The organism is Tissierella sp. (assembly GCF_032104385.1).
In the GTDB taxonomy this organism is placed as follows: Bacteria; Bacillota; Clostridia; order Tissierellales; family Tissierellaceae; genus Tissierella.
Map to the genome: position 1 here is coordinate 106,462 of NZ_DAMCHJ010000009.1, position 19,231 is coordinate 125,692.

17 protein-coding genes and 1 riboswitch are annotated in these 19,231 nt (G+C 30.9%); of the genes, 15 read left to right on the forward strand and 2 right to left on the reverse strand.

Features of this window, described 5'->3' with window-relative positions; translation table 11 throughout:
• Positions 1-21: 21 nt before the first annotated feature.
• Positions 22-777, reverse strand: a complete 756-nt coding sequence (locus RT714_RS10460; RefSeq protein WP_313757515.1) for an IclR family transcriptional regulator C-terminal domain-containing protein — start codon at positions 775-777, stop codon at positions 22-24.
• Positions 778-972: 195 nt separating this feature from the next.
• Between RT714_RS10460 and RT714_RS10465 the strand changes: the two genes are divergently transcribed.
• The 12 genes from RT714_RS10465 to RT714_RS10520 all read left to right on the forward strand — a co-directional run bounded on the left by RT714_RS10465 (position 973) and on the right by RT714_RS10520 (position 15,114).
• Positions 973-1,356, forward strand: coding sequence for a flagellar protein FlaG (locus RT714_RS10465; RefSeq protein WP_313757532.1), 384 nt, complete (start codon positions 973-975; stop codon positions 1,354-1,356).
• A gap of 11 nt (positions 1,357-1,367) precedes the next feature.
• Complete coding sequence (gene fliD / locus RT714_RS10470; RefSeq protein WP_313757516.1) at positions 1,368-2,981, forward strand: flagellar filament capping protein FliD; 1,614 nt, start codon at positions 1,368-1,370, stop codon at positions 2,979-2,981.
• A gap of 16 nt (positions 2,982-2,997) precedes the next feature.
• The gene (gene fliS / locus RT714_RS10475) at positions 2,998-3,387 is read left to right on the forward strand and encodes a flagellar export chaperone FliS (protein WP_072976208.1); all 390 of its coding nucleotides are present in this window, start codon (positions 2,998-3,000) and stop codon (positions 3,385-3,387) included.
• An 8-nt stretch (positions 3,388-3,395) separates the two neighbouring features.
• Positions 3,396-3,866, forward strand: a complete 471-nt coding sequence (locus RT714_RS10480; protein ID WP_313757517.1) for a flagellar protein FlgN — start codon at positions 3,396-3,398, stop codon at positions 3,864-3,866.
• Between the two features lie 278 nt (positions 3,867-4,144).
• Positions 4,145-4,678, forward strand: a complete 534-nt coding sequence (gene hpf / locus RT714_RS10485; RefSeq protein WP_313757518.1) for a ribosome hibernation-promoting factor, HPF/YfiA family — start codon at positions 4,145-4,147, stop codon at positions 4,676-4,678.
• 129 nt (positions 4,679-4,807) lie between these two features.
• The gene (gene secA, locus RT714_RS10490) at positions 4,808-7,543 is read left to right on the forward strand and encodes a preprotein translocase subunit SecA (protein ID WP_313757519.1); all 2,736 of its coding nucleotides are present in this window, start codon (positions 4,808-4,810) and stop codon (positions 7,541-7,543) included.
• A 95-nt stretch (positions 7,544-7,638) separates the two neighbouring features.
• Positions 7,639-8,746 (forward strand): peptide chain release factor 2 gene (gene prfB, locus RT714_RS10495; RefSeq protein ID WP_313757520.1). Its coding sequence is split into 2 segments (ribosomal slippage): positions 7,639-7,713 and positions 7,715-8,746, totalling 1,107 coding nucleotides; the frame shifts between segments, so codons are not numbered across the junction.
• Between the two features lie 101 nt (positions 8,747-8,847).
• On the forward strand, positions 8,848-10,947 hold the full coding sequence (locus RT714_RS10500) for a Tex family protein (RefSeq protein WP_313757521.1): 2,100 nt from the start codon (positions 8,848-8,850) through the stop codon (positions 10,945-10,947).
• A gap of 137 nt (positions 10,948-11,084) precedes the next feature.
• A complete protein-coding gene (locus RT714_RS10505; RefSeq protein WP_313757522.1) occupies positions 11,085-12,242 on the forward strand; it encodes an amidohydrolase in 1,158 nt (385 codons plus the stop codon).
• 69 nt (positions 12,243-12,311) lie between these two features.
• Positions 12,312-13,433 (forward strand): ATP-NAD kinase family protein, encoded by a 1,122-nt coding sequence (locus RT714_RS10510; RefSeq protein WP_313757523.1) that lies wholly within the window; start codon positions 12,312-12,314, stop codon positions 13,431-13,433.
• Between the two features lie 80 nt (positions 13,434-13,513).
• The gene (locus tag RT714_RS10515) at positions 13,514-14,113 is read left to right on the forward strand and encodes a hypothetical protein (RefSeq protein WP_313757524.1); all 600 of its coding nucleotides are present in this window, start codon (positions 13,514-13,516) and stop codon (positions 14,111-14,113) included.
• A 66-nt stretch (positions 14,114-14,179) separates the two neighbouring features.
• Positions 14,180-14,299: riboswitch (FMN riboswitch) on the forward strand.
• A gap of 206 nt (positions 14,300-14,505) precedes the next feature.
• A complete protein-coding gene (locus tag RT714_RS10520) occupies positions 14,506-15,114 on the forward strand; it encodes an ECF transporter S component (RefSeq protein WP_313757525.1) in 609 nt (202 codons plus the stop codon).
• A 61-nt stretch (positions 15,115-15,175) separates the two neighbouring features.
• Here the strand turns inward: RT714_RS10520 and recQ are convergent, their stop codons facing one another.
• Positions 15,176-17,341: a DNA helicase RecQ gene (recQ, locus tag RT714_RS10525; protein ID WP_313757526.1), complete on the reverse strand. Its 2,166-nt coding sequence runs from the start codon at positions 17,339-17,341 to the stop codon at positions 15,176-15,178.
• Between the two features lie 116 nt (positions 17,342-17,457).
• Here recQ and RT714_RS10530 point away from each other — a divergent pair, with 116 nt between their 5' ends.
• The 3 genes from RT714_RS10530 to RT714_RS10540 all read left to right on the forward strand — a co-directional run bounded on the left by RT714_RS10530 (position 17,458) and on the right by RT714_RS10540 (position 19,127).
• A complete protein-coding gene (locus tag RT714_RS10530) occupies positions 17,458-18,129 on the forward strand; it encodes a DUF6199 family natural product biosynthesis protein (RefSeq protein WP_313757527.1) in 672 nt (223 codons plus the stop codon).
• Between the two features lie 90 nt (positions 18,130-18,219).
• Complete coding sequence (locus RT714_RS10535; protein WP_313757528.1) at positions 18,220-18,510, forward strand: ASCH domain-containing protein; 291 nt, start codon at positions 18,220-18,222, stop codon at positions 18,508-18,510.
• Between the two features lie 89 nt (positions 18,511-18,599).
• Positions 18,600-19,127 (forward strand): GNAT family N-acetyltransferase, encoded by a 528-nt coding sequence (locus RT714_RS10540; RefSeq protein WP_313757529.1) that lies wholly within the window; start codon positions 18,600-18,602, stop codon positions 19,125-19,127.
• The last annotated feature ends 104 nt before the right edge of the window (positions 19,128-19,231 follow it).

Below are 19,231 nucleotides of genomic sequence, written 5' to 3' on the forward strand. Positions count from 1 at the left end.
AGTTATAAAAAGATAAAGGTATTAATATAAGTCATTTTGTATATTCATAGCATAGTTTTTTAACATAGAAACATAATAATCAGTTTTATTATATTCAAATCGAATGGCGGGAATAGAAATACTTATACTTGCAATTGCATTTCCTATTGAATTTAAAATAGGTACTCCTATGCAAATAAGCCCTTCAACATATTCTTCATTATCCAGGGAATATCCTTGTTTTTTAACTTGTGTTAAGTTTTCAAGTAGTTCTTCATCAGATGAAATTGTTTTTTCTGTATATTTAATGTAATTATCTCCGAATGAAATCAAAGTATCATTAAATGCAACAATGGCTTTTCCTAAAGCACTGCAATAAAGGGGAACCTTAATTCCCAGTTCAAGTTCTACTCTAAGAGGTGATTTTGATACCATTTTATCTAGATAAACAACACTATTATCATCTAATATACCTAAATTAATTGTTTCATTTACTTCATTATATAATTTTATTATATGAGGTTTTGCTACATCTTTTATTGCCATATTGTTAACTACGCTACTTCCTAGTTCATATAGTTTTATCGAAGGAAAATATTCAAATGTTGACATGTCCTGATCAATATATTTTAAATATTTTAATGTATTTACTATACGCTGGGTAGTGCTTTTACTATAACCTGTTAGATCACTTAACATACTTATACTAAGCTTCTTATGCTCAGTTAATACTTCTAGTAAATTAAAAACTTTTATAGCAGATTTAATAATGTTTTTATCATCTAAATTATTATTCAAGATTTTACCTCCACTTTGAAATAATAGTTATTTTATCAAATAAGCTCACAAATAACAAGCAAATATATCTTAAAACAACTTACCTCTTTGGCGTCTGACACCAAAAAAGGAAGTTGTTTTTTATTAGATTTATTAAAGGATATAAAATATTAGTCGATATAATGTTTAGAAGATTATAGTTGGGGGGTATTATTGATGCAAGTTAGTGCTATGACAAATGTTTCATCAAATGCAAGGATTGATCAAACACAGGCTAATGTAACAACACCAGGGAGTACAGAAATTAAAATACCAAGACAAAAATTGAAAAATGAAGAATATAGGCATGAACGACAGGTAGAAGATAAAAGACTCTCAGAAGAAGATATTATAGGAATAATTGAGAAGGCAAATAAGGATTTTGTTGCATATGACAGAAGATTTGAGTTTTCAATACATGAAACAACTAAACAGATAATGGTCAAAGTCATAGATGTAACAACTGATGAAGTAATTAGGGAACTTCCCCCAGAGAAAGTATTAGATATGGTTGCAGCAATTTGGGAAGTTGCTGGGATTATAGTAGATAAAAAAATATAGGTGGTGATTATATGAGTAATATGAGAATACCAGGATTAGCATCAGGTATGGATACAGATGCTATGGTTCAAAGTATGATGAAGGTAGAAAGACTAAAGGTTGATAGGTACGAACAATCTAAGCAAATAGCCCTTTGGAGGCAAGAAGCATATATTAATACAAACAAAATGTTTGCTAACTTTATATTGAATACTCAAAAAGATATGGGATTGAAAAAGGCTAGTAGTACAGGTTCACTTTCAAATGTTTCCTATTCTAGACTTGATTATGTGAGGAAAGCAACATCATCAAATGAAACTGCTGCAACAGTATCTGCTACAAGTGAGGCAGTAAATGGGAGTTATGAGATTAAGGTAGATGATTTGGCTACATCAGCTACTTATGCGAGTGCTAAGGTAAAAGATACGAAAATTAATAGTAATAGTTTGAAATTTAATATTAAATTAGGTGAAGTATCAGAGACTATTGAAGTTTCAGGGGCTGATGGAACAACTATTAATATGAATGATGTTGTTAAAGCAATAAATAAGGATTCTAAAGAAGTTACAGCTTTCTATGATGAAAACAATGGTAGACTATTTATTCAATCTAAAGATACTGGTGATAAAGGGGAAATCACATTAGAAGCCATTGGTGGAGAAGGCTCATCCAGTGATAATCTTATTAAAACACTGAAGGGAAATGGACTTGATAATAAAGAAATATCTAATCAAGGTCAAGATGCAAAAATCATATTCAATGGAGTAGAACTATCTTATTCCTCCAATAACATCAACCTAAATGGTCTAAACATCCAGCTTAAAGCCAAAGGTGTCACTAACATCAATGTAAATACAAATGTTGATGGTATAATGGAGAAAATAGAAAAGTTTGTTAATGATTATAACGAATTAATAGACAAAGCATCTAAGTCAGTAAATGAAAAAAGATATACCAAATATCATCCTCTATCTCAAGAAGAGAAAAAGGCTATGCATCAAGATGATGCTAAACTATGGGAAGAAAAAGCTAAGTCTGGAATGTTAAATAGGGATGAAACTATCCAAAGAACACTTCAAAATATTAGAACTGATTTATATAAAAATGTAGAAGGTTTAGATGGAAGTTTCAAACATATAACTGAAATCGGTATAACTACTGAAAAGTATTCCAAAGGGGCTACTGGTGGGAAACTTCAAATAGATAAGGATAAACTTAGGGCAGCAATAGAAAAAGATCCAGAAGGAGTAATGAAATTACTATTTAATGAGCCAGATGTAAAGAAAGATGGTATGAGTGAAGCTGAGTATAAGAAAGCTGTTTCAAATAAAAGTGGTGTATTTACTAGAATATATGATAATCTAACTGATGGAATGAAATCCATTATAGATAAATCAGGACCAGGTGAAGATGCAGATTTATTTAGATCTGTACAGTTTAATATTTTAATTGATTTTAGGACTAAAAAATCCAGTATATCTGATTTGGATAAAGAAATATTAGATGCAAATAAGAAAATAGATGATTTAAACGTAATGTTATATAGAAAAGAAAATGCATATTATGCAAAATTTGCAAATATGGAAAAGATGTTAAGCCAAATGAATAGTCAAAGTAATTGGTTGTCACAACAATTTATGAGGTAAATGAGGAGAGAATGAAATGACATATGAAGCTTTAAATAAATATAAACAGAATAGTGTATCTACAGCTACTCCAGAAGAACTTACGCTTATGTTATATGATGGCGCTATTAAGTTTATGAATATTGGTAAATATAGTATAGAAAATAAGGATTTAGAAAAGGCACATTCTTCCCTAATAAGAGCTCAGGATATTATTTTAGAATTAAATTATTCCTTAGATATGAACTATGACATATCTAAGGAGCTCAGAGAGCTATATAGTTTTATCTTATCTAAATTGGTAGATGCAAATATAAATAAAGATACTAAAGCCATAGATGAAGCTCTTGTGATAGTAAATGACATGAGAGATACTTGGAAAGAAGTTATGAAACAAATAAAACAAAAAGTTTATCAGGCTAAGTAGGTGTTTCTATGACTTATGATAATGTTAAAAAGATGATAGATATGTCTCTTGAAAAAAAAGAAATCCTAGTTGAGATTTTACGATTAACTAAGGCTCAAGGAGATAATATCGAAAATGATGATATGGATAATTTAAGTAAATTGCTGGCAGAAAAAGAAAAATTAATGGAAAAGGTAGATATATTAGATAAGGACTTTTTATATTTATATAATATTATAAAATCAGAAGAAAATATAGAAAGTTTAGAAAAGATTAATATAGAGAAATATGCTAATATAAAATCTTTAAAAGAAATTGTTATAGAGATAAATACAATATTAAATGAAATATCATCTATAGATAGAAATAATACAATAAAGATGAAATCAAATGTAGACAAGATTAAATCAGATTTAAAGCAGGTAAAAGAAGCTAAAAGAGCCTATAAAGGATACAATTATGAGGCTGTGGGAAGTATCTTAATAGATGAAAAAAAATAGAAAGGGAAACCTTTCTATTTTTTATAAGATTATCCACCACTTGTCCATATTTTATCCACAAGTAAAAATGAATAAAATTAGATTATTAACAGTTTTACACAGACTTATACACATTATCCACAGAACGCTCAAGGTTAATTGTGGATTGTTAATTATAAATTCTAGTTCAGATTTAAAAAATATTTAATATAATGTTATTATATTAAGTTTTAGGGTAATATATATAACAAATAGTATAAGCTATTAGATATAATGCTTATATGAAAGGAGCTGGGTTTATGAAATTAAATTTTACTGGAAAAAATATGGAAATAACAGATGCATTACGAGATGTAACAGAGAAGAAACTAGGAAAATTGGACAAATATTTCCAAAAAGATATTGAAGGTAATGTAACCTTCAGTTCAGAGAAAAATAGGAAGATAATTGAGGTAACCATAAACCTACCTGGTACAATTATTAGAGCTGAGGAATCAACAGATGATATGTATGTATCAATTGACAAGACAGTTGATGTACTAGAAAGACAAATTAGGAAATATAAAACAAAATTACAAAAAAGATATAAAAATAATGAAACCATTAGATTTGAAAATGTGGTACCATTACCAGTGGAGGATGATTTTGAGAAACCAAGATTGGTAAAAAGAAAAAAATTTGGATTAAAACCAATGTCATCAGAAGAAGCAATATTGCAGATGGAATTACTTAGACATAATTTTTATGTATTTTTAGATTCAGATAATGATGAAGTAAGCATTGTTTATAAGAGAAAAGATGGAAATTATGGATTGATAGAACCCGAAATTTAACATATAGTTATTAAAATGGCAGGATTATATCCTGCCATTTCCATGTCAATCTTATGGTTGAAAGGAGTGTAAATAAATGATAAAATAATATGATAGCTATGATATTGAAGTTTGAAAGGTGGTTAATCAATGGCAAGCTTATTTGAGAAGATGTTTGGCACATATAGTGATAGAGAGTTAAAAAAAGTTACACATTTAGTTGATAAAATAGAGTCCTTAGATGGGGAAATGCAAAAATTAACAGATGAACAGTTAAAAGGAAAGACATTTGAATTTAAGAATAGATTAAACAAGGGAGAAACCCTTGATGATATTTTACCTGAGGCGTTTGCAGTGGTGAGAGAAGCATCCTATAGGGTACTTGGCATGAAACATTTTAGGGTTCAGTTACTTGGTGGAATAATACTTCATCAAGGAAGAATAGCAGAAATGCGAACAGGAGAAGGTAAAACTTTGGTAGCTACTTTACCGGCGTATTTAAATGCTTTAACAGGTAAAGGGGTTCATATAGTTACAGTAAATGATTATTTAGCTAAGAGGGACAAGGAATGGATGGGTAAAATTCATGAGTTCTTAGGTCTTACAGTTGGATGTATTATTCATGATATAAGTAATGCAGATAGAAAAGCAGCTTACAACTGTGATATTACTTATGGTACTAATAATGAATTTGGATTTGATTACCTTAGAGATAATATGGTTATTTATAAAGAAGATATGGTTCAAAGACCACTTTATTTTTCCATAGTTGATGAGGTAGATAGTATATTAGTCGATGAGGCTAGAACTCCTCTTATTATTTCAGGGGTAGGTGATAAATCTACTAAGCTTTATGAAATGGCTGATAATTTTGTAAGAACATTAACTAGTAGAATAATGGATCCTAGCGAAGAAAGAGTTGATCCATTTAATAATGAATTTAAAGAAGAAACTGTTGATTATGTAATAGATGAGAAAGCAAGATCCTGCTCTATTACTGAAAAGGGTACTGCAAAGGCAGAAGCTTTTTTTGGTATTGAAAATTTATCTGATATAGAAAATATGGAAATAGCTCATCATATTAATCAAGCATTGAAGGCTAGATCCATAATGAAAAGAGATATTGATTATGTGGTAAAAGATGGAGAAGTAATTATTGTAGATGAATTTACTGGAAGACTTATGCATGGTAGAAGATATAGCGATGGTCTTCATCAGGCAATAGAAGCTAAGGAAAAATTAAATGTAAGATCTGAATCAAAAACCTTAGCAACCATTACATTCCAAAACTACTTTAGAATGTACGGCAAACTGTCAGGTATGACTGGTACTGCCAAAACAGAAGAATCAGAGTTTAGGGAAATATATAATATGGATGTAGTTGAGATACCAACAAATAAGCCAGTAATAAGACAGGATTTAGCAGATGTTATTTATAGAAATGAAGAAGCTAAGTTTAGAGCAGTAGTTAAAGAAATAGAGGAAAAGCATAGAACAGGTCAACCTATATTAGTAGGTACAATTACCATTGAAAGATCAGAAATACTTTCTAAAATGCTGAAAAAGGAAGGAGTTCCTCATGAAGTATTAAATGCAAAGCACCATGATAGAGAGGCGGAAATAGTAGCTCAGGCTGGTAGATTTGGAGCTGTTACTATAGCTACGAATATGGCTGGCAGGGGTACAGATATTGCATTGGGAGGTAATCCTGAATTTCTTGCAAAGCAGGAGATGAAGAAAAAGGGTTATACTGATGAGATATTAGCGTTGGTTGATAGTTTTTATGAAACTGACAATAAAGAGGTCTTAGAAGCAAGAAAAGTTTATAAGGAACTATATGATAAATATAGGGTAGAAACTGATGAGGAGAATAAAAAGGTATTGGAAGCTGGTGGACTTCATATAATTGGTACAGAAAGACATGAATCAAGACGTATTGATAATCAGCTTAGAGGTCGTGCTGGTAGACAGGGAGATCCTGGTTCTTCTAGGTTTTATATATCTTTGGAAGATGATTTGATGAGATTGTTTGGTGGAGAAAGAATAATTAATTTAATTGACAATCTAAAGATGCCGGAAGATGAACCTTTAGAGCACTCCATGCTTACAAGAGCCATAGAAAATGCTCAAAAGAAGGTTGAGGGAAATAATTTTGGCATTAGAAAACATGTATTAAAATATGATGATGTAATGAATAAGCAAAGGGAAGTTATTTATGGAGAACGTAGAAAGGTATTAGAAGGAGAAGATTTAAGAAGTCATATTCAAGAGATGGTTAAGTCTTTAGTGACAGATAATGTTGAAATATACACTCAGAGTAAATATCCAGAGGAATGGGATTTAGAAAGCATAGAGAATTATTTAATGAGTCTTTTAAATATTGAAAAAAGATTCTTATCATTTGATAATATAGAAAGTCTTACAAAGGAAACCCTAATAGATAAGATATTAAAAAAGGCAGAAGAAAAATACAGATCTAAGGAAATAGATTTTGGAGAAGAAAGATTTAGAGAAGTGGAGAGAGTAGTTTTACTTCAAGTAGTAGATAGTAAATGGATGGATCATATAGATGCTATGGACCAATTGAGACAAGGAATTGGACTAAGAGCTTATGGACAAGAAGACCCAGTTCGTGCATATCAAAATGAAGGATTTGATATGTTTAATGAAATGACTCATAGTATTTGGGAAGATACTGTAAGATTTTTATATCAAGTTATAAATCCGGAAAAGATTCAAAGGAAAAAGGTGGCAGAACCTATATCTACAAATGCTGATGAAGTAAGTAAAACTATTGTAAATAAAGAGAAAAAAATAGGAAGAAATGACCCTTGTCCATGTGGCAGTGGAAAGAAATATAAGAAATGCTGCGGGCAGAATGAGTAGTGGATAACTAATAGTGAATAGTTAAAAGACGAGAGATCCTAAATATCTACTAAAAACTTTTCATTATTAATTAACTAGAAAAACGGGGTGATATATTGCAAGATATTTACTTAGATAAAGAGAAACTTCATGAAATAAGAGATACTGTTAAAGAATTGGGTGTTTCACTTTGACATTCAAGGACTTAGGGATAAATCTCTTGATTTAGAGCAGCAATCCTATGAAGAGGATTTCTGGAAGGATATAGATAAGGCTCAAAAAACTATGCAGGAAATCAAGGCTTTGAAAAATCAGGTAAAAGAATATGATGATTTGATCAAAGATATAGAAGAACTTGAAGTTTTAATGGATTTGGTTCTTGAAGAAGAAGCCTACGATATGTATAATGATGTAGAAGAGGGACTTATGAAATTATCAAAAAGATCAGATGAGTTTAAATTAAGTACCTTGCTATCTGGTGAGTTTGATAAAAATAATGCTATTCTTTCCATACATTCTGGAGCAGGAGGATTGGAAGCTCAGGATTGGGCCGAAATGCTTTTAAGATTATATAGAAGATGGGCAGAAGGAAAAGGATTTCAAGTAGAAACACTAGATATTCTAGCTGATACAGAAGGCGGTATAAAATCCGTTACCTTGCTTATAAAGGGTTACAATGCCTACGGATATCTGAAATCTGAGAAGGGTGTTCATAGATTGGTTAGAATATCTCCATTTGATTCTGCAGGTAAAAGACATACTTCCTTTGCAAGTATTGATGTATATCCGGAGATAAATGATGAAGTAAATATTGAAATCAACCCTTCAGATTTGAAAATAGACACCTATAGATCTGGTGGTGCTGGAGGTCAGCATGTAAATACTACGGATTCAGCAGTGAGAATTACACATATTCCTACAGGAATAGTGGTGCAATGTCAAAACGAAAGATCTCAGATTACCAATAAGCAAACAGCTATGAATATGTTAAAAGCTAAGCTGGTTCAATTAAAAGAAGAAGAACAAAAAGAAAAGATAGAAGATTTACAGGGAAGTTATAGTCAAATAGCTTGGGGGGCACAAATAAGATCCTATGTATTCCATCCCTATAGTATGGTAAAAGATCACAGAACCAACGCAGAAGTTGGAGACGTATATGGAGTAATGGATGGAGATATTGATATTTTCATAAATGAATATTTAAAACAAAAAGCCCTTTCATAAAAAGGGCTAAATTTTTTTAAAAAAAGGGATTTTTGATTTTTTGTAGAATAATATATTAAGAAAGTTCAAGACTGCGATAATAAATTGAAGGGAAGATGTATATGGATATTTTGAAAGTACTTATTGATGAGTTTAAATTAAAACCCTATCAAGTGAAAAATACAGTGGAATTATTGGATGATGGGAATACAATACCTTTTATAGCTAGATACAGGAAAGAACAGACAGGAGAGTTACAAGATATTGTTATAAGAGAATTATCCAATAGATTAACTTATCTAAGAAATTTGGAGGCGAGGAAAGAAGAAGTTATAAGACTTATTGATGAGCAAGGTAAACTTACAGAGGAGCTTAAAAAAGAGATTATAGAATCAGAAACACTTCAAAGGATTGATGATTTATATAGACCATTTAGACCAAAGAGAAGAACTAGAGCAACCATTGCAAAGGAAAAGGGATTAGAGCCTCTTGCTGAAATTATAATGGATCAATCCTTAGATAAGGAAGAATTTAAAAAGAAGATAATTAGCTTTATAGATGAAGAAAAGGGAGTTAATAACGAAGAAGAAGCATTAGCTGGGGCTATGGATATTATTGCAGAGATATTATCTGATGATGCTGACAATAGGGATATGATGAAGAAGATTATTAATGACAAAGGAATTTTAGTAGTAGAGGGAGTGGACAAAGAAGAGAAAACTGTATATGAAATGTACTATGATTATAAAGAATCGGTAAAATCTATTGCAAATCATAGGATATTAGCTATAAATAGGGGAGAAAAGGATAAAAAGCTAAAGGTGACATTGAATATAGATAGTGTTGATTTAACAAAGTTGTTAGGAAATCGTTTAATAAAAGATAAAAGTAAAGATACAGCTTTATACATAGAAAAGGCAATAGATGATGGGTATAAAAGACTTTTATTTCCTTCAATAGAAAGAGAAATAAGAAACAACTTGACGGAAAGAGCAGAAGAGGAAGCCATAAAGGTATTTGCCATAAACTTAAAGCCACTACTTATGCAGCCACCGATTAAAGGTAAAACTGTAATGGCAATTGACCCAGGATTTAGAACGGGATGTAAGATTGCAGTTGTAGATGAAACAGGAAAGATGATGGATTTCACTACTGTGTATCCAACAGAACCCCAAAATAAGGTGGAAGAAACAATAGTGAAATTAAAAGAATTAATTAATAAATTTAATGTAGATATAATAGCCATTGGAAATGGTACTGCATCTAGAGAAACTGAGATGGTAGTAGCTCAAATGATAGGTGAAATAGATAAAAAGGTATCATATATAATAGTTAGTGAAGCAGGGGCATCAATTTACTCAGCATCAGAAGTAGGCATAAAGGAATTTCCAGATTTAGATGTATCCATTCGTGGAGCAGTTTCTATTGGAAGAAGGCTGCAAGACCCTATGGCGGAGCTTGTAAAGATTGAACCAAGACATATTGGAGTGGGACAATATCAGCATGATTTGAATCAAGGAAAGCTCGATGAAGCTCTCACTGGAGTTGTAGAGGATTGTGTAAATAGTGTAGGAGTAGATTTAAATACTGCAAGTCCATCTCTGTTAAAATATGTAGCTGGAATATCTACAAGAGTTGCTAATAGTTTAGTTAATCATAGGGAAGAAAAAGGAAAGTTTATAAATAGAAAAGAACTTCTTAAAGTAAAAGGATTAGGAGAAAAGACTTTTATCCAATGTGCAGGATTTTTACGAATTCCTGAAGGTGATAATCCTTTAGATAATACAGGAGTCCATCCGGAATCCTATGAGGTAGCCGAAAAACTACTTAAGATAGATTATTCTAAGGGAGAAATAGAAAAAATATCGGAGGAATTAAATATTGGTATTCCAACTCTTGAAGATATAATCAAGGAGCTAGAAAAGCCAGGAAGAGATCCAAGAGATGAGATGCCAAAGCCTATTTTAAGACAGGATGTACTTAAGATAGAAGATTTAAAGGAGGATATGGTTTTAAATGGAACTGTAAGAAACGTAGTAGACTTTGGTGCGTTTGTAGATATAGGTGTAAAGGAAGATGGATTAGTACATATATCTCAGCTTTCTAATAGATATATTAAACATCCTAAAGAAGTTGTTAAGGTAGGAGATATAGTTAAGGTTAGGATAGTGGAAGTGGATATGGAAAGAGGAAGAATAGCATTAAGCATGAAGGAAGTATAAATAATTTACAAAGATAATAAAGATATTAATTGGCGACCTGTGGTCGCCTGATTTTAACACCATAAATAATTATTGAATAATCAAAATATTATAGATATAATGTTGTTTAGAGTTGCGAAATAAATGGAGGGGATTATATGATATTTATTAAAAACGGCAGAATATACACAATGGCAGGAGATATAATAGAAAATGGTTCAATACTTATAAAAGAGGGTAAGATAATAGAAGTAGGGCAAGATATTATTGCTCCATTAGATGCAGAGGTAATTGATGTAGAAGGCAGAATGGTGACTCCGGGATTTATAGACGCTCATTGTCATCTAGGTATGTGGGAAGAAGGAATAGGATTTGAAGGCAGTGATGGAAATGAAATGACAGATCCAGTAACTCCTCATATGAGGGCAATTGATGGTATAAACCCTATGGATATTTCCTTTGAAGAAGCATATCAAGGTGGAGTAACTACTGCTGTTACTGGTCCAGGGAGTGCCAATGTAATAGGAGGTACTTTTGTAGCTATAAAAACTTATGGAAATAGAATAGATGATATGATAATAAAGAACCCTGTTGCTATGAAAATAGCATTTGGTGAGAATCCTAAGAGAATATATGATTCTCAAAAGAAATCTCCTATGACTAGAATGGCTACAGCTGCAATACTTAGAGATACTTTATTTAAAGCAAAAACCTATTTAGAAAAGAAGGAAAAGGCAGAAGACCCTTCAAAAATGCCTGATTATGATATAAAGATGGAAGCTTTAATACCAGTGCTAAAGAAGGAAATTCCTTTAAAGGCTCATGCTCATAGGGCAGATGATATATTTACATCTATTAGGATAGCTAAGGAATTTGATTTAGATATTACATTAGACCATTGTACAGAAGGACATTTAATAGCTGAATATTTATCAAAGGAAGGAAAGCCTGCCATAGTAGGACCTACATTTGGAAATAGATCCAAATTTGAATTGCAAAATAAATCCTTTGATACACCTAGGATATTAAATGAAGCAGGAGTTAAAATAGCAATCATTACTGATTCTCCAGTAATCCCTCTACAACATTTACCCCTATGTGCAGGACTCGCATATAATGCAGGACTTCCCGAAATTGAGGCATTAAAGGCTATTACAATAAATGCTGCTGAAATAGTAGGCTTACAAGATAGGATAGGAAGTATAGAAGTAGGGAAAGATGCAGACATTGTCATATTTGATGGCAATCCAATAAAAGATATTGACTCTAAGACATTTGTTACAATAATTGACGGGAAAGTAGTATATAAAAGATAGTGAATAGTGAAAAGATGATAGTAAATAATGAATAACTAATATTTATTCACTATATTTGGAGGTGGTTTTATGAAGCTTGGTTTTATAGTTAATCCTATTGCAGGCATGGGAGGTAGAGTAGGATTAAAGGGTACAGATGGTCTTGAGGTTTTGGAGAAAGCTAGAAGTCTTGGTGCAGTACCAGAATCTCCAAATAAAGCAAAAAAGGCATTAGAAGTGTTATTGTCTATTAAAGATAGATTAGAGATTTACACTTATCCAGGTAGTATGGGTGAAGAAGAAGCATTAGAAGTAGGATTTAAACCAATAGTATTAGAAGATGGAAAGGATAAATTTTATCCTAAAGATACGGAGGAAGCTGCAAAGAAAATGGTTGAAAAGGGAGTAGATTTAATCCTTTTTGCTGGTGGAGACGGTACTGCAAGAAATATTTACTCTGCAATTGGTACAGAAGTACCAGTTGTAGGAATACCGGCAGGAGTTAAGATTCACTCTGGAGTATATGCAAATCATCCAAAGGCAGCAGGAGAAATCGCATTAAAATATTTTCAAGATGAGCATATGGAAACAATAGAAGCTGAAGTAATGGATATAGATGAAGATGCCTTTAGAGAAGGAATAGTTACAGCAAGACTATATGGATATATGAGGATCCCACTTGAACCACAATTGATTCAAACAACTAAATCAGGTGGTGGTCTAGGTTCTGAGGAGGAGGCATTAAATGGAATTGCTGATAGAGTTATTGAGGAAATGGAAGAAGAACCAGATACTTTCTTTATAATAGGCTCTGGAACATCTACACGTCCAATAATGGAGAATCTTGGTCTGCCTAATACTCTATTAGGAATAGATATAGTAAAAGATAAAGAATTAATTGCCTCAGATGTAAATGAAAGACAGATTCTAGATATAATAGATGGGCATAAATCTAAAATAGTTGTAACTATCATAGGCGGTCAGGGTTATATCTTTGGAAGAGGTAATCAACAAATTAGTGCAGAAGTTATTAAAAGAGCAGGCAAAGAAAATATTAGGATAGTTGCACCTAAGAACAAAATCTTATCTTTAGAAGGGCGACCACTATTAGTTGATACAGGAAATGAAGAGGTGAATAGTATGTTTAATGGATATATGAAGGTATTAAATACCTATTATTCAGAATCCATAGAAAAAGTAGAAGGACTATAAAAGTTAATTTCAACTTTTACAAAAAACAAATTCCATTCTAAATAAGACAATGATATAATCATATCTAGGTGGTGGAGAACGTGGATAAAGAGTTAAAAGAAATACTTAATAGACTTTTAGAAGGTCAAACTCGTTTGGAAACGGAACTAAGCAGTACTTCTAGTAGAGTAGAGAATATGGAAAAAGAACTAAGCAATACTTCTAGTAGAGTTGAAAATATGGAAAAAGAACTAAGCAATACTTCTAGTAGAGTTGAAAATATGGAAAAAGAACTAAGCAATACTTCTAGTAGAGTCGAAAATATGGAAAAAGAACTAAGCAGTACTTCTAGTAGAGTCGAAAATATGGAAAAAGAACTAAGCAATACTTCCAATAGAGTTGAAAATATGGAAAGAGAACTAAATAATAATTCAATTAAATTAGAAGATGTAGAAAAGAAAATAAAAGTTATCGCAGAAATACAGGTAGCACATAAGGAACAGAATGAACGGTATTTAAAGGATATATTACAAGAACAGCATAATATAAACACTCTATTCACAAGTTCTTTGAAATTTGTTTCGAATGAGGTAGTAGAGGTTAAACATAGTATAAAAGAGCTAAAAGAAAAATTTGATAAAGTTGAGAAAGTAACGATGCAAAATACTTATGATGTAGCTTACTTGAAATCAGTAAAATAAATGCAGGAGATTTTTACTTTAAAAGCACTTGACATTATTAAGAACCATGCATATAATTAAATTAAGATATATCTTCAGGGGGAGGTGCAAGTCCTCACCGGCGGTAAAGCCCGCGAGCCGATGAATTCGGTTGACTTGGTTAGATTCCAAGGCCGACAGTTATAGTCTGGATGGAAGAAGATGTAGTAGACTTAAACTATTTAGCTAGTCTATTTTTAGACCCCGAAGATTTTCTTCGGGGTTATTTTTATGACCTAACTTAGCGAACGATAGTGAGCTTTAGTAGGTCAAAGGCAACGAACGCCAAATTCATGCGAATGATAATGAGCAAATGAATTTGTGCAGTGAGACTGCGATAATCCCGAGAAAATAAAAATTTGGAGGGATTTTTTATGTATACATTAAGTAAAGAAACATGGAATACTAAAACCATGGTAAAGATTTCAGTACTTGGAGTAATTTCCTTTATCCTTATGTTTTTTGAACTGCCATTACCATGGCTGGCACCGCCATTTATGAAGATTGATATTTCAGATTTACCTTCATTAATCGGTTCTTTTGCCCTAGGACCTATGGCAGGAGTAATTATCCAATTTTTAAAGAATATTTTAAACCTTTTAATTGATGGAACTACAACTGGTGGGGTAGGAGAATTTGCTAATTTTGTAGTAGGGTCAGCATTTGCTTATACAGCAGGTTTTGTTTATTATAAGAAAAAGACATTTGGAAGAGCTGTAGTAGGACTATTTTTAGGAACTATAGTTATGACTATAGTTATTACACTTGCAAATTACTTTGTAATGTTTCCACTTTATGCAAAGTTAATGGGACAAGATATACAAGTATTTGTAGATATGGGTACAAAAATAAATAAAAATATTACAGATTTAAGGTCTATGATGTTAATAGCAGTAATACCTTTTAATTTGCTGAAAGGAATTATGGTAACAGCCTTGACATTATTAATATATAAAAGAGTATCACCTATACTTCATAAATAAAACCAATGAATAGTGAATAGTTTTATGTAAGATGTACATTTTAACTATTCACTATTTGTTATTAACTAGTCCTTAATCCATTTTTAGCAATAATTATTTTAATATCTTCATAACTGATGTCTTCAGGCAAAGCTTCCTTTATCGGTTTTAATTTCTCTAAACCTATTTGATTTACTATAGCTAATATCTTTTCTTCTTTTGCAGGGTCATTTATAAATCTTGACCAATCTATATCTTGTCCATGTTCCTCACATTTTGATAGATGTTCAATTATAGTATTTATAGTAAAATTTCTTTTTTCAGATATTTCCTTTAATGATAGACCTTCCAAATAACAATCATAAGTTAATTGATATCTGTCTACTAAATCTTCTCTTATAATTTCTTTTTTTCTAATATCTATAGAATTAATTCCTTTTTCATTGCAATAGTTTTTTATCACATGAAGAAATTTTTCTCCATAACTTTCATATTTCTTGGTTCCTACTCCCTTTATCATGAGCATAGATTCTTTGTTTTGAGGAAAATAAGACGACATTTCTATTAATGTAGAATCATGGAATATCATAAATGGAGCTAGTCCCTTTTCTTGAGATAGGAAGAATCTCAGGGATTTTAATTCTTGGAATAAATCTTCATCAAAGTTTTCTATCATATCTTTTGTGGATAATCCTTTTTTCTCACTAGATGATTTAGTTTCTAATAGATGTTTTTTATGATAGACTTTAACCTGGCCTCTTAACACTTCTCCGGCAGTTCGTGATAATTTTAATACAGGAAATTTATCTGCTGTTATATAGATATATCCTCTAGATACTAGAGTCATTATAATCTCTCTTAATGTACTTTCACTGTACTCTTTCATAATTCCATAGGTGGAAACACTATCCAATCCAAACTCTAATAATTTTTTATTCTTTGAACCCCTAAGAACTTGAATAACCATGGTTAAGCCATATCTTTCCTGGACTCTATATATACAGGATAGTATTTTTTGAGACTCTATTGTAATATCCACCATTTCTGATTTATCTAAGCAGTTTCCACAGTTATTACAATTAGGATTTTTGGTGGTTTCCCCAAAATAATCTAATATACTATTTCTTAAACAATTATTTGTATGGCAGTAATCAACAAGATATTGAAGATTTTTATAGAGAATAGTTTCTCGCTCCAATGATATTGGATTATTTTGTATCAAAAGTTTTTGTTTTACTATATCTGATGGAGAATATAGAAGAGTACAATGACTAGGCTCTCCATCACGACCTGCACGTCCAGCTTCTTGATAATATGCTTCCATATTTTGAGGCATATTATAATGAATTACAAATCTAACATCCGGCTTATCTATTCCCATACCAAAAGCATTGGTAGCTACTATTATTTGTACTTTATTAAATATAAAATCATCTTGGTTTCTTTGTCTAGTATTTGCACCCATTCCTCCATGATAAGGAACTACAGAAAAACCTTCATTATTTAGTTTTTCACTTAAGGCTTCTACAGTCTTTCTTGTGGAGCAGTAGATAATGCCTGATTCATTTTCGAAATTATTTTTTATATAATTAACTAAATAAGAATATTTATTGCTTACTTTTATAACTTGATAAAATAAATTTGGTCTATCAAATCCTATTATTGATTCTATAGGATTTCTAAGTTCTATTAATTCTTTAATTTCCTGTACTACCTCTTTAGTAGCTGTTGCAGTATATGCACCAACTACTGGTCTATTGGAAAAGGTTCTAATAAATCTTGGAATTTCCCTGTATGAAGGTCTAAAGTCATGACCCCATTGACTAATACAATGTGCCTCATCAATAGCTACCATGGATACTTTTATATCATTTACTAAATTAATAAAAGAAAATGTATTTAAACGCTCTGGGGCTACATATATTATTTTATATTTACCTTCTTTTATTTCTTGTACTCTATGACTATATTCGCTATCATCTAAGGTGCTATTTATAAAAGTACCAGATATTCCAATTTCATTTAATGAATCTACTTGATCTTTCATTAAGGATATAAGAGGGGAAACAACTATTGTAATTCCATCTAATAATATAGCTGGTAATTGATAACAAAGAGATTTTCCTCCACCTGTAGGCATGATACCCAAGACATCTTTACTTTTCAAAACTCCATTTATTAACTTTTCTTGACCCTCTTTAAATTCTGTATATCCAAAATAAGCTTTAAGAGCCTTATAAATATTCACAGAAACACCTCCAAGATGATTTTATAATTTTTAAGGTGTAATATCAAGGCGTAATTGCCATATTAGATTTATTATTGATATAATGTAATAAAGAATTTATATGGGGAGGGAAGAATATGGGTGAATTAACTAAGGGAAATAAAAATAAAATTTATTGGATTACATTTATATTTCTAACTATAATCTTAGGTATGGTTATATGGTTGACTAATCAAATGAACTTAAGGTTTTCAATTGGTAATGAAAGATTTAGATATATTGAAAAACAAGTAGATAACTGTGAAAAATACATATTTAAGGATAATGAAGATCATATATTGACTGTGGACATAAAAGAAATTAGGTATGGTGATTGGTTTTTATTAGGGAAATATAATATTTATTACTTGGATAAGACAATTATTATTGAATCATTAGATGGTTTTAATAATGGAAGAAAGATCACCTCATCTGATGGAACTATATATACTGAAGATATTGTTGATTTATTAAGAGGTAGTGGATATAAAGAGTATAAGCCATATGATATTAAATTAGTTCATGGAATTGATGAAGTTATTAAGTTTAAAAAGAATATTGGAGATTCTATAATTGTTTTTTTCCTAAGCTTGATTATAATAGCAATAGGATTAATAGGAATAATATATCCAGAACAACTTTGGAAGTTTGAACATTGTTTAAAAGTATCTGGAGGAGAACCTACTGAATTTGCAATAAACTCCAGTAAATTTGGAGGGATATTAATGATTTTACTTGCATTATTATTTTATCCTATGTATATAGGATAGAATTAAGTGAATTAGCGAATAAAAGTAAAGAAAGCGAAGTAAGATATTTTTATAATATGGGGGATGAAACAACATGAATGAAAAAGAGATGTGGAATTTATATATCAAAACAGCTCGTTACCACCAATAGGTGGTTTGAATATTATTTTGGATGCCGATAATAATGCTGTTTGTATAACTGAGACAACTAAAGTTTATACTTGTACATTTTTGGAAGTATCAGAAGAACATGTTTTTAAAGAAGGCGAAGGAGAAAAATCTATATCATATTGGAGAAAAGTACATAAAGACTTTTTCTCAAGAGAACTTAAAGCATATGACCTCGACTTTGATGAGAAAATGATTGTTGTTTGTGAAGAATTTAAAGTTATATTTAAATAGTTCCCATTCTTATTATGTAAAATAAAGCAGATAAATGTGGAGGGATTATCAATATAATATGTAAAAAAAGAAAATCAGGAGGAATTTATATGGATAAGTGCGTGTTAATTAAACCAAATCTTTCCTTTAAAGATGATATTCAAGACTTTCGTAAAGAAATGTTAGATGCCAACAGTTCTATGGATGGAACAGGGCCATTATACCGTATTGATAATATTGAAGAATGGTTGAATTTTAATCAAAGATGTGAAAATGAGGAAACTGTACCTGAAAATTGGGTTACATGTGAACAATATATTTATGTGCGTGAGACAGATAAAAAAATAGTTGGTATGATTCAATTTCGACATTATTTTAATGAATTTCTTGAAAAATATGGTGGGCATATTGGATACTCTGTTCGACCTGGTGAAAGAAGAAAAGGTTATGCTAAGATGATGCTTGCTGATTGTCTTGATATTTGTAAATTATATGGTCTTGAAAAGGTTTTGGTAACTTGTATTCAAGGAAATGAAGGGAGCAAAGGTACTATTTTGGCCAATGGTGGAGTATATGAAAGTACAATTTACTGTGAACCTGATGATGTATACCTTGAAAGATACTGGATACATATTTAGATTTTTCTATTTGAAAATATTTTCAAAAGTTAATAAATAGATTTTTATCCTTGACTCTATACTCTACATGATGTAAAATAAAATCAATACTACAGAATGTAGAA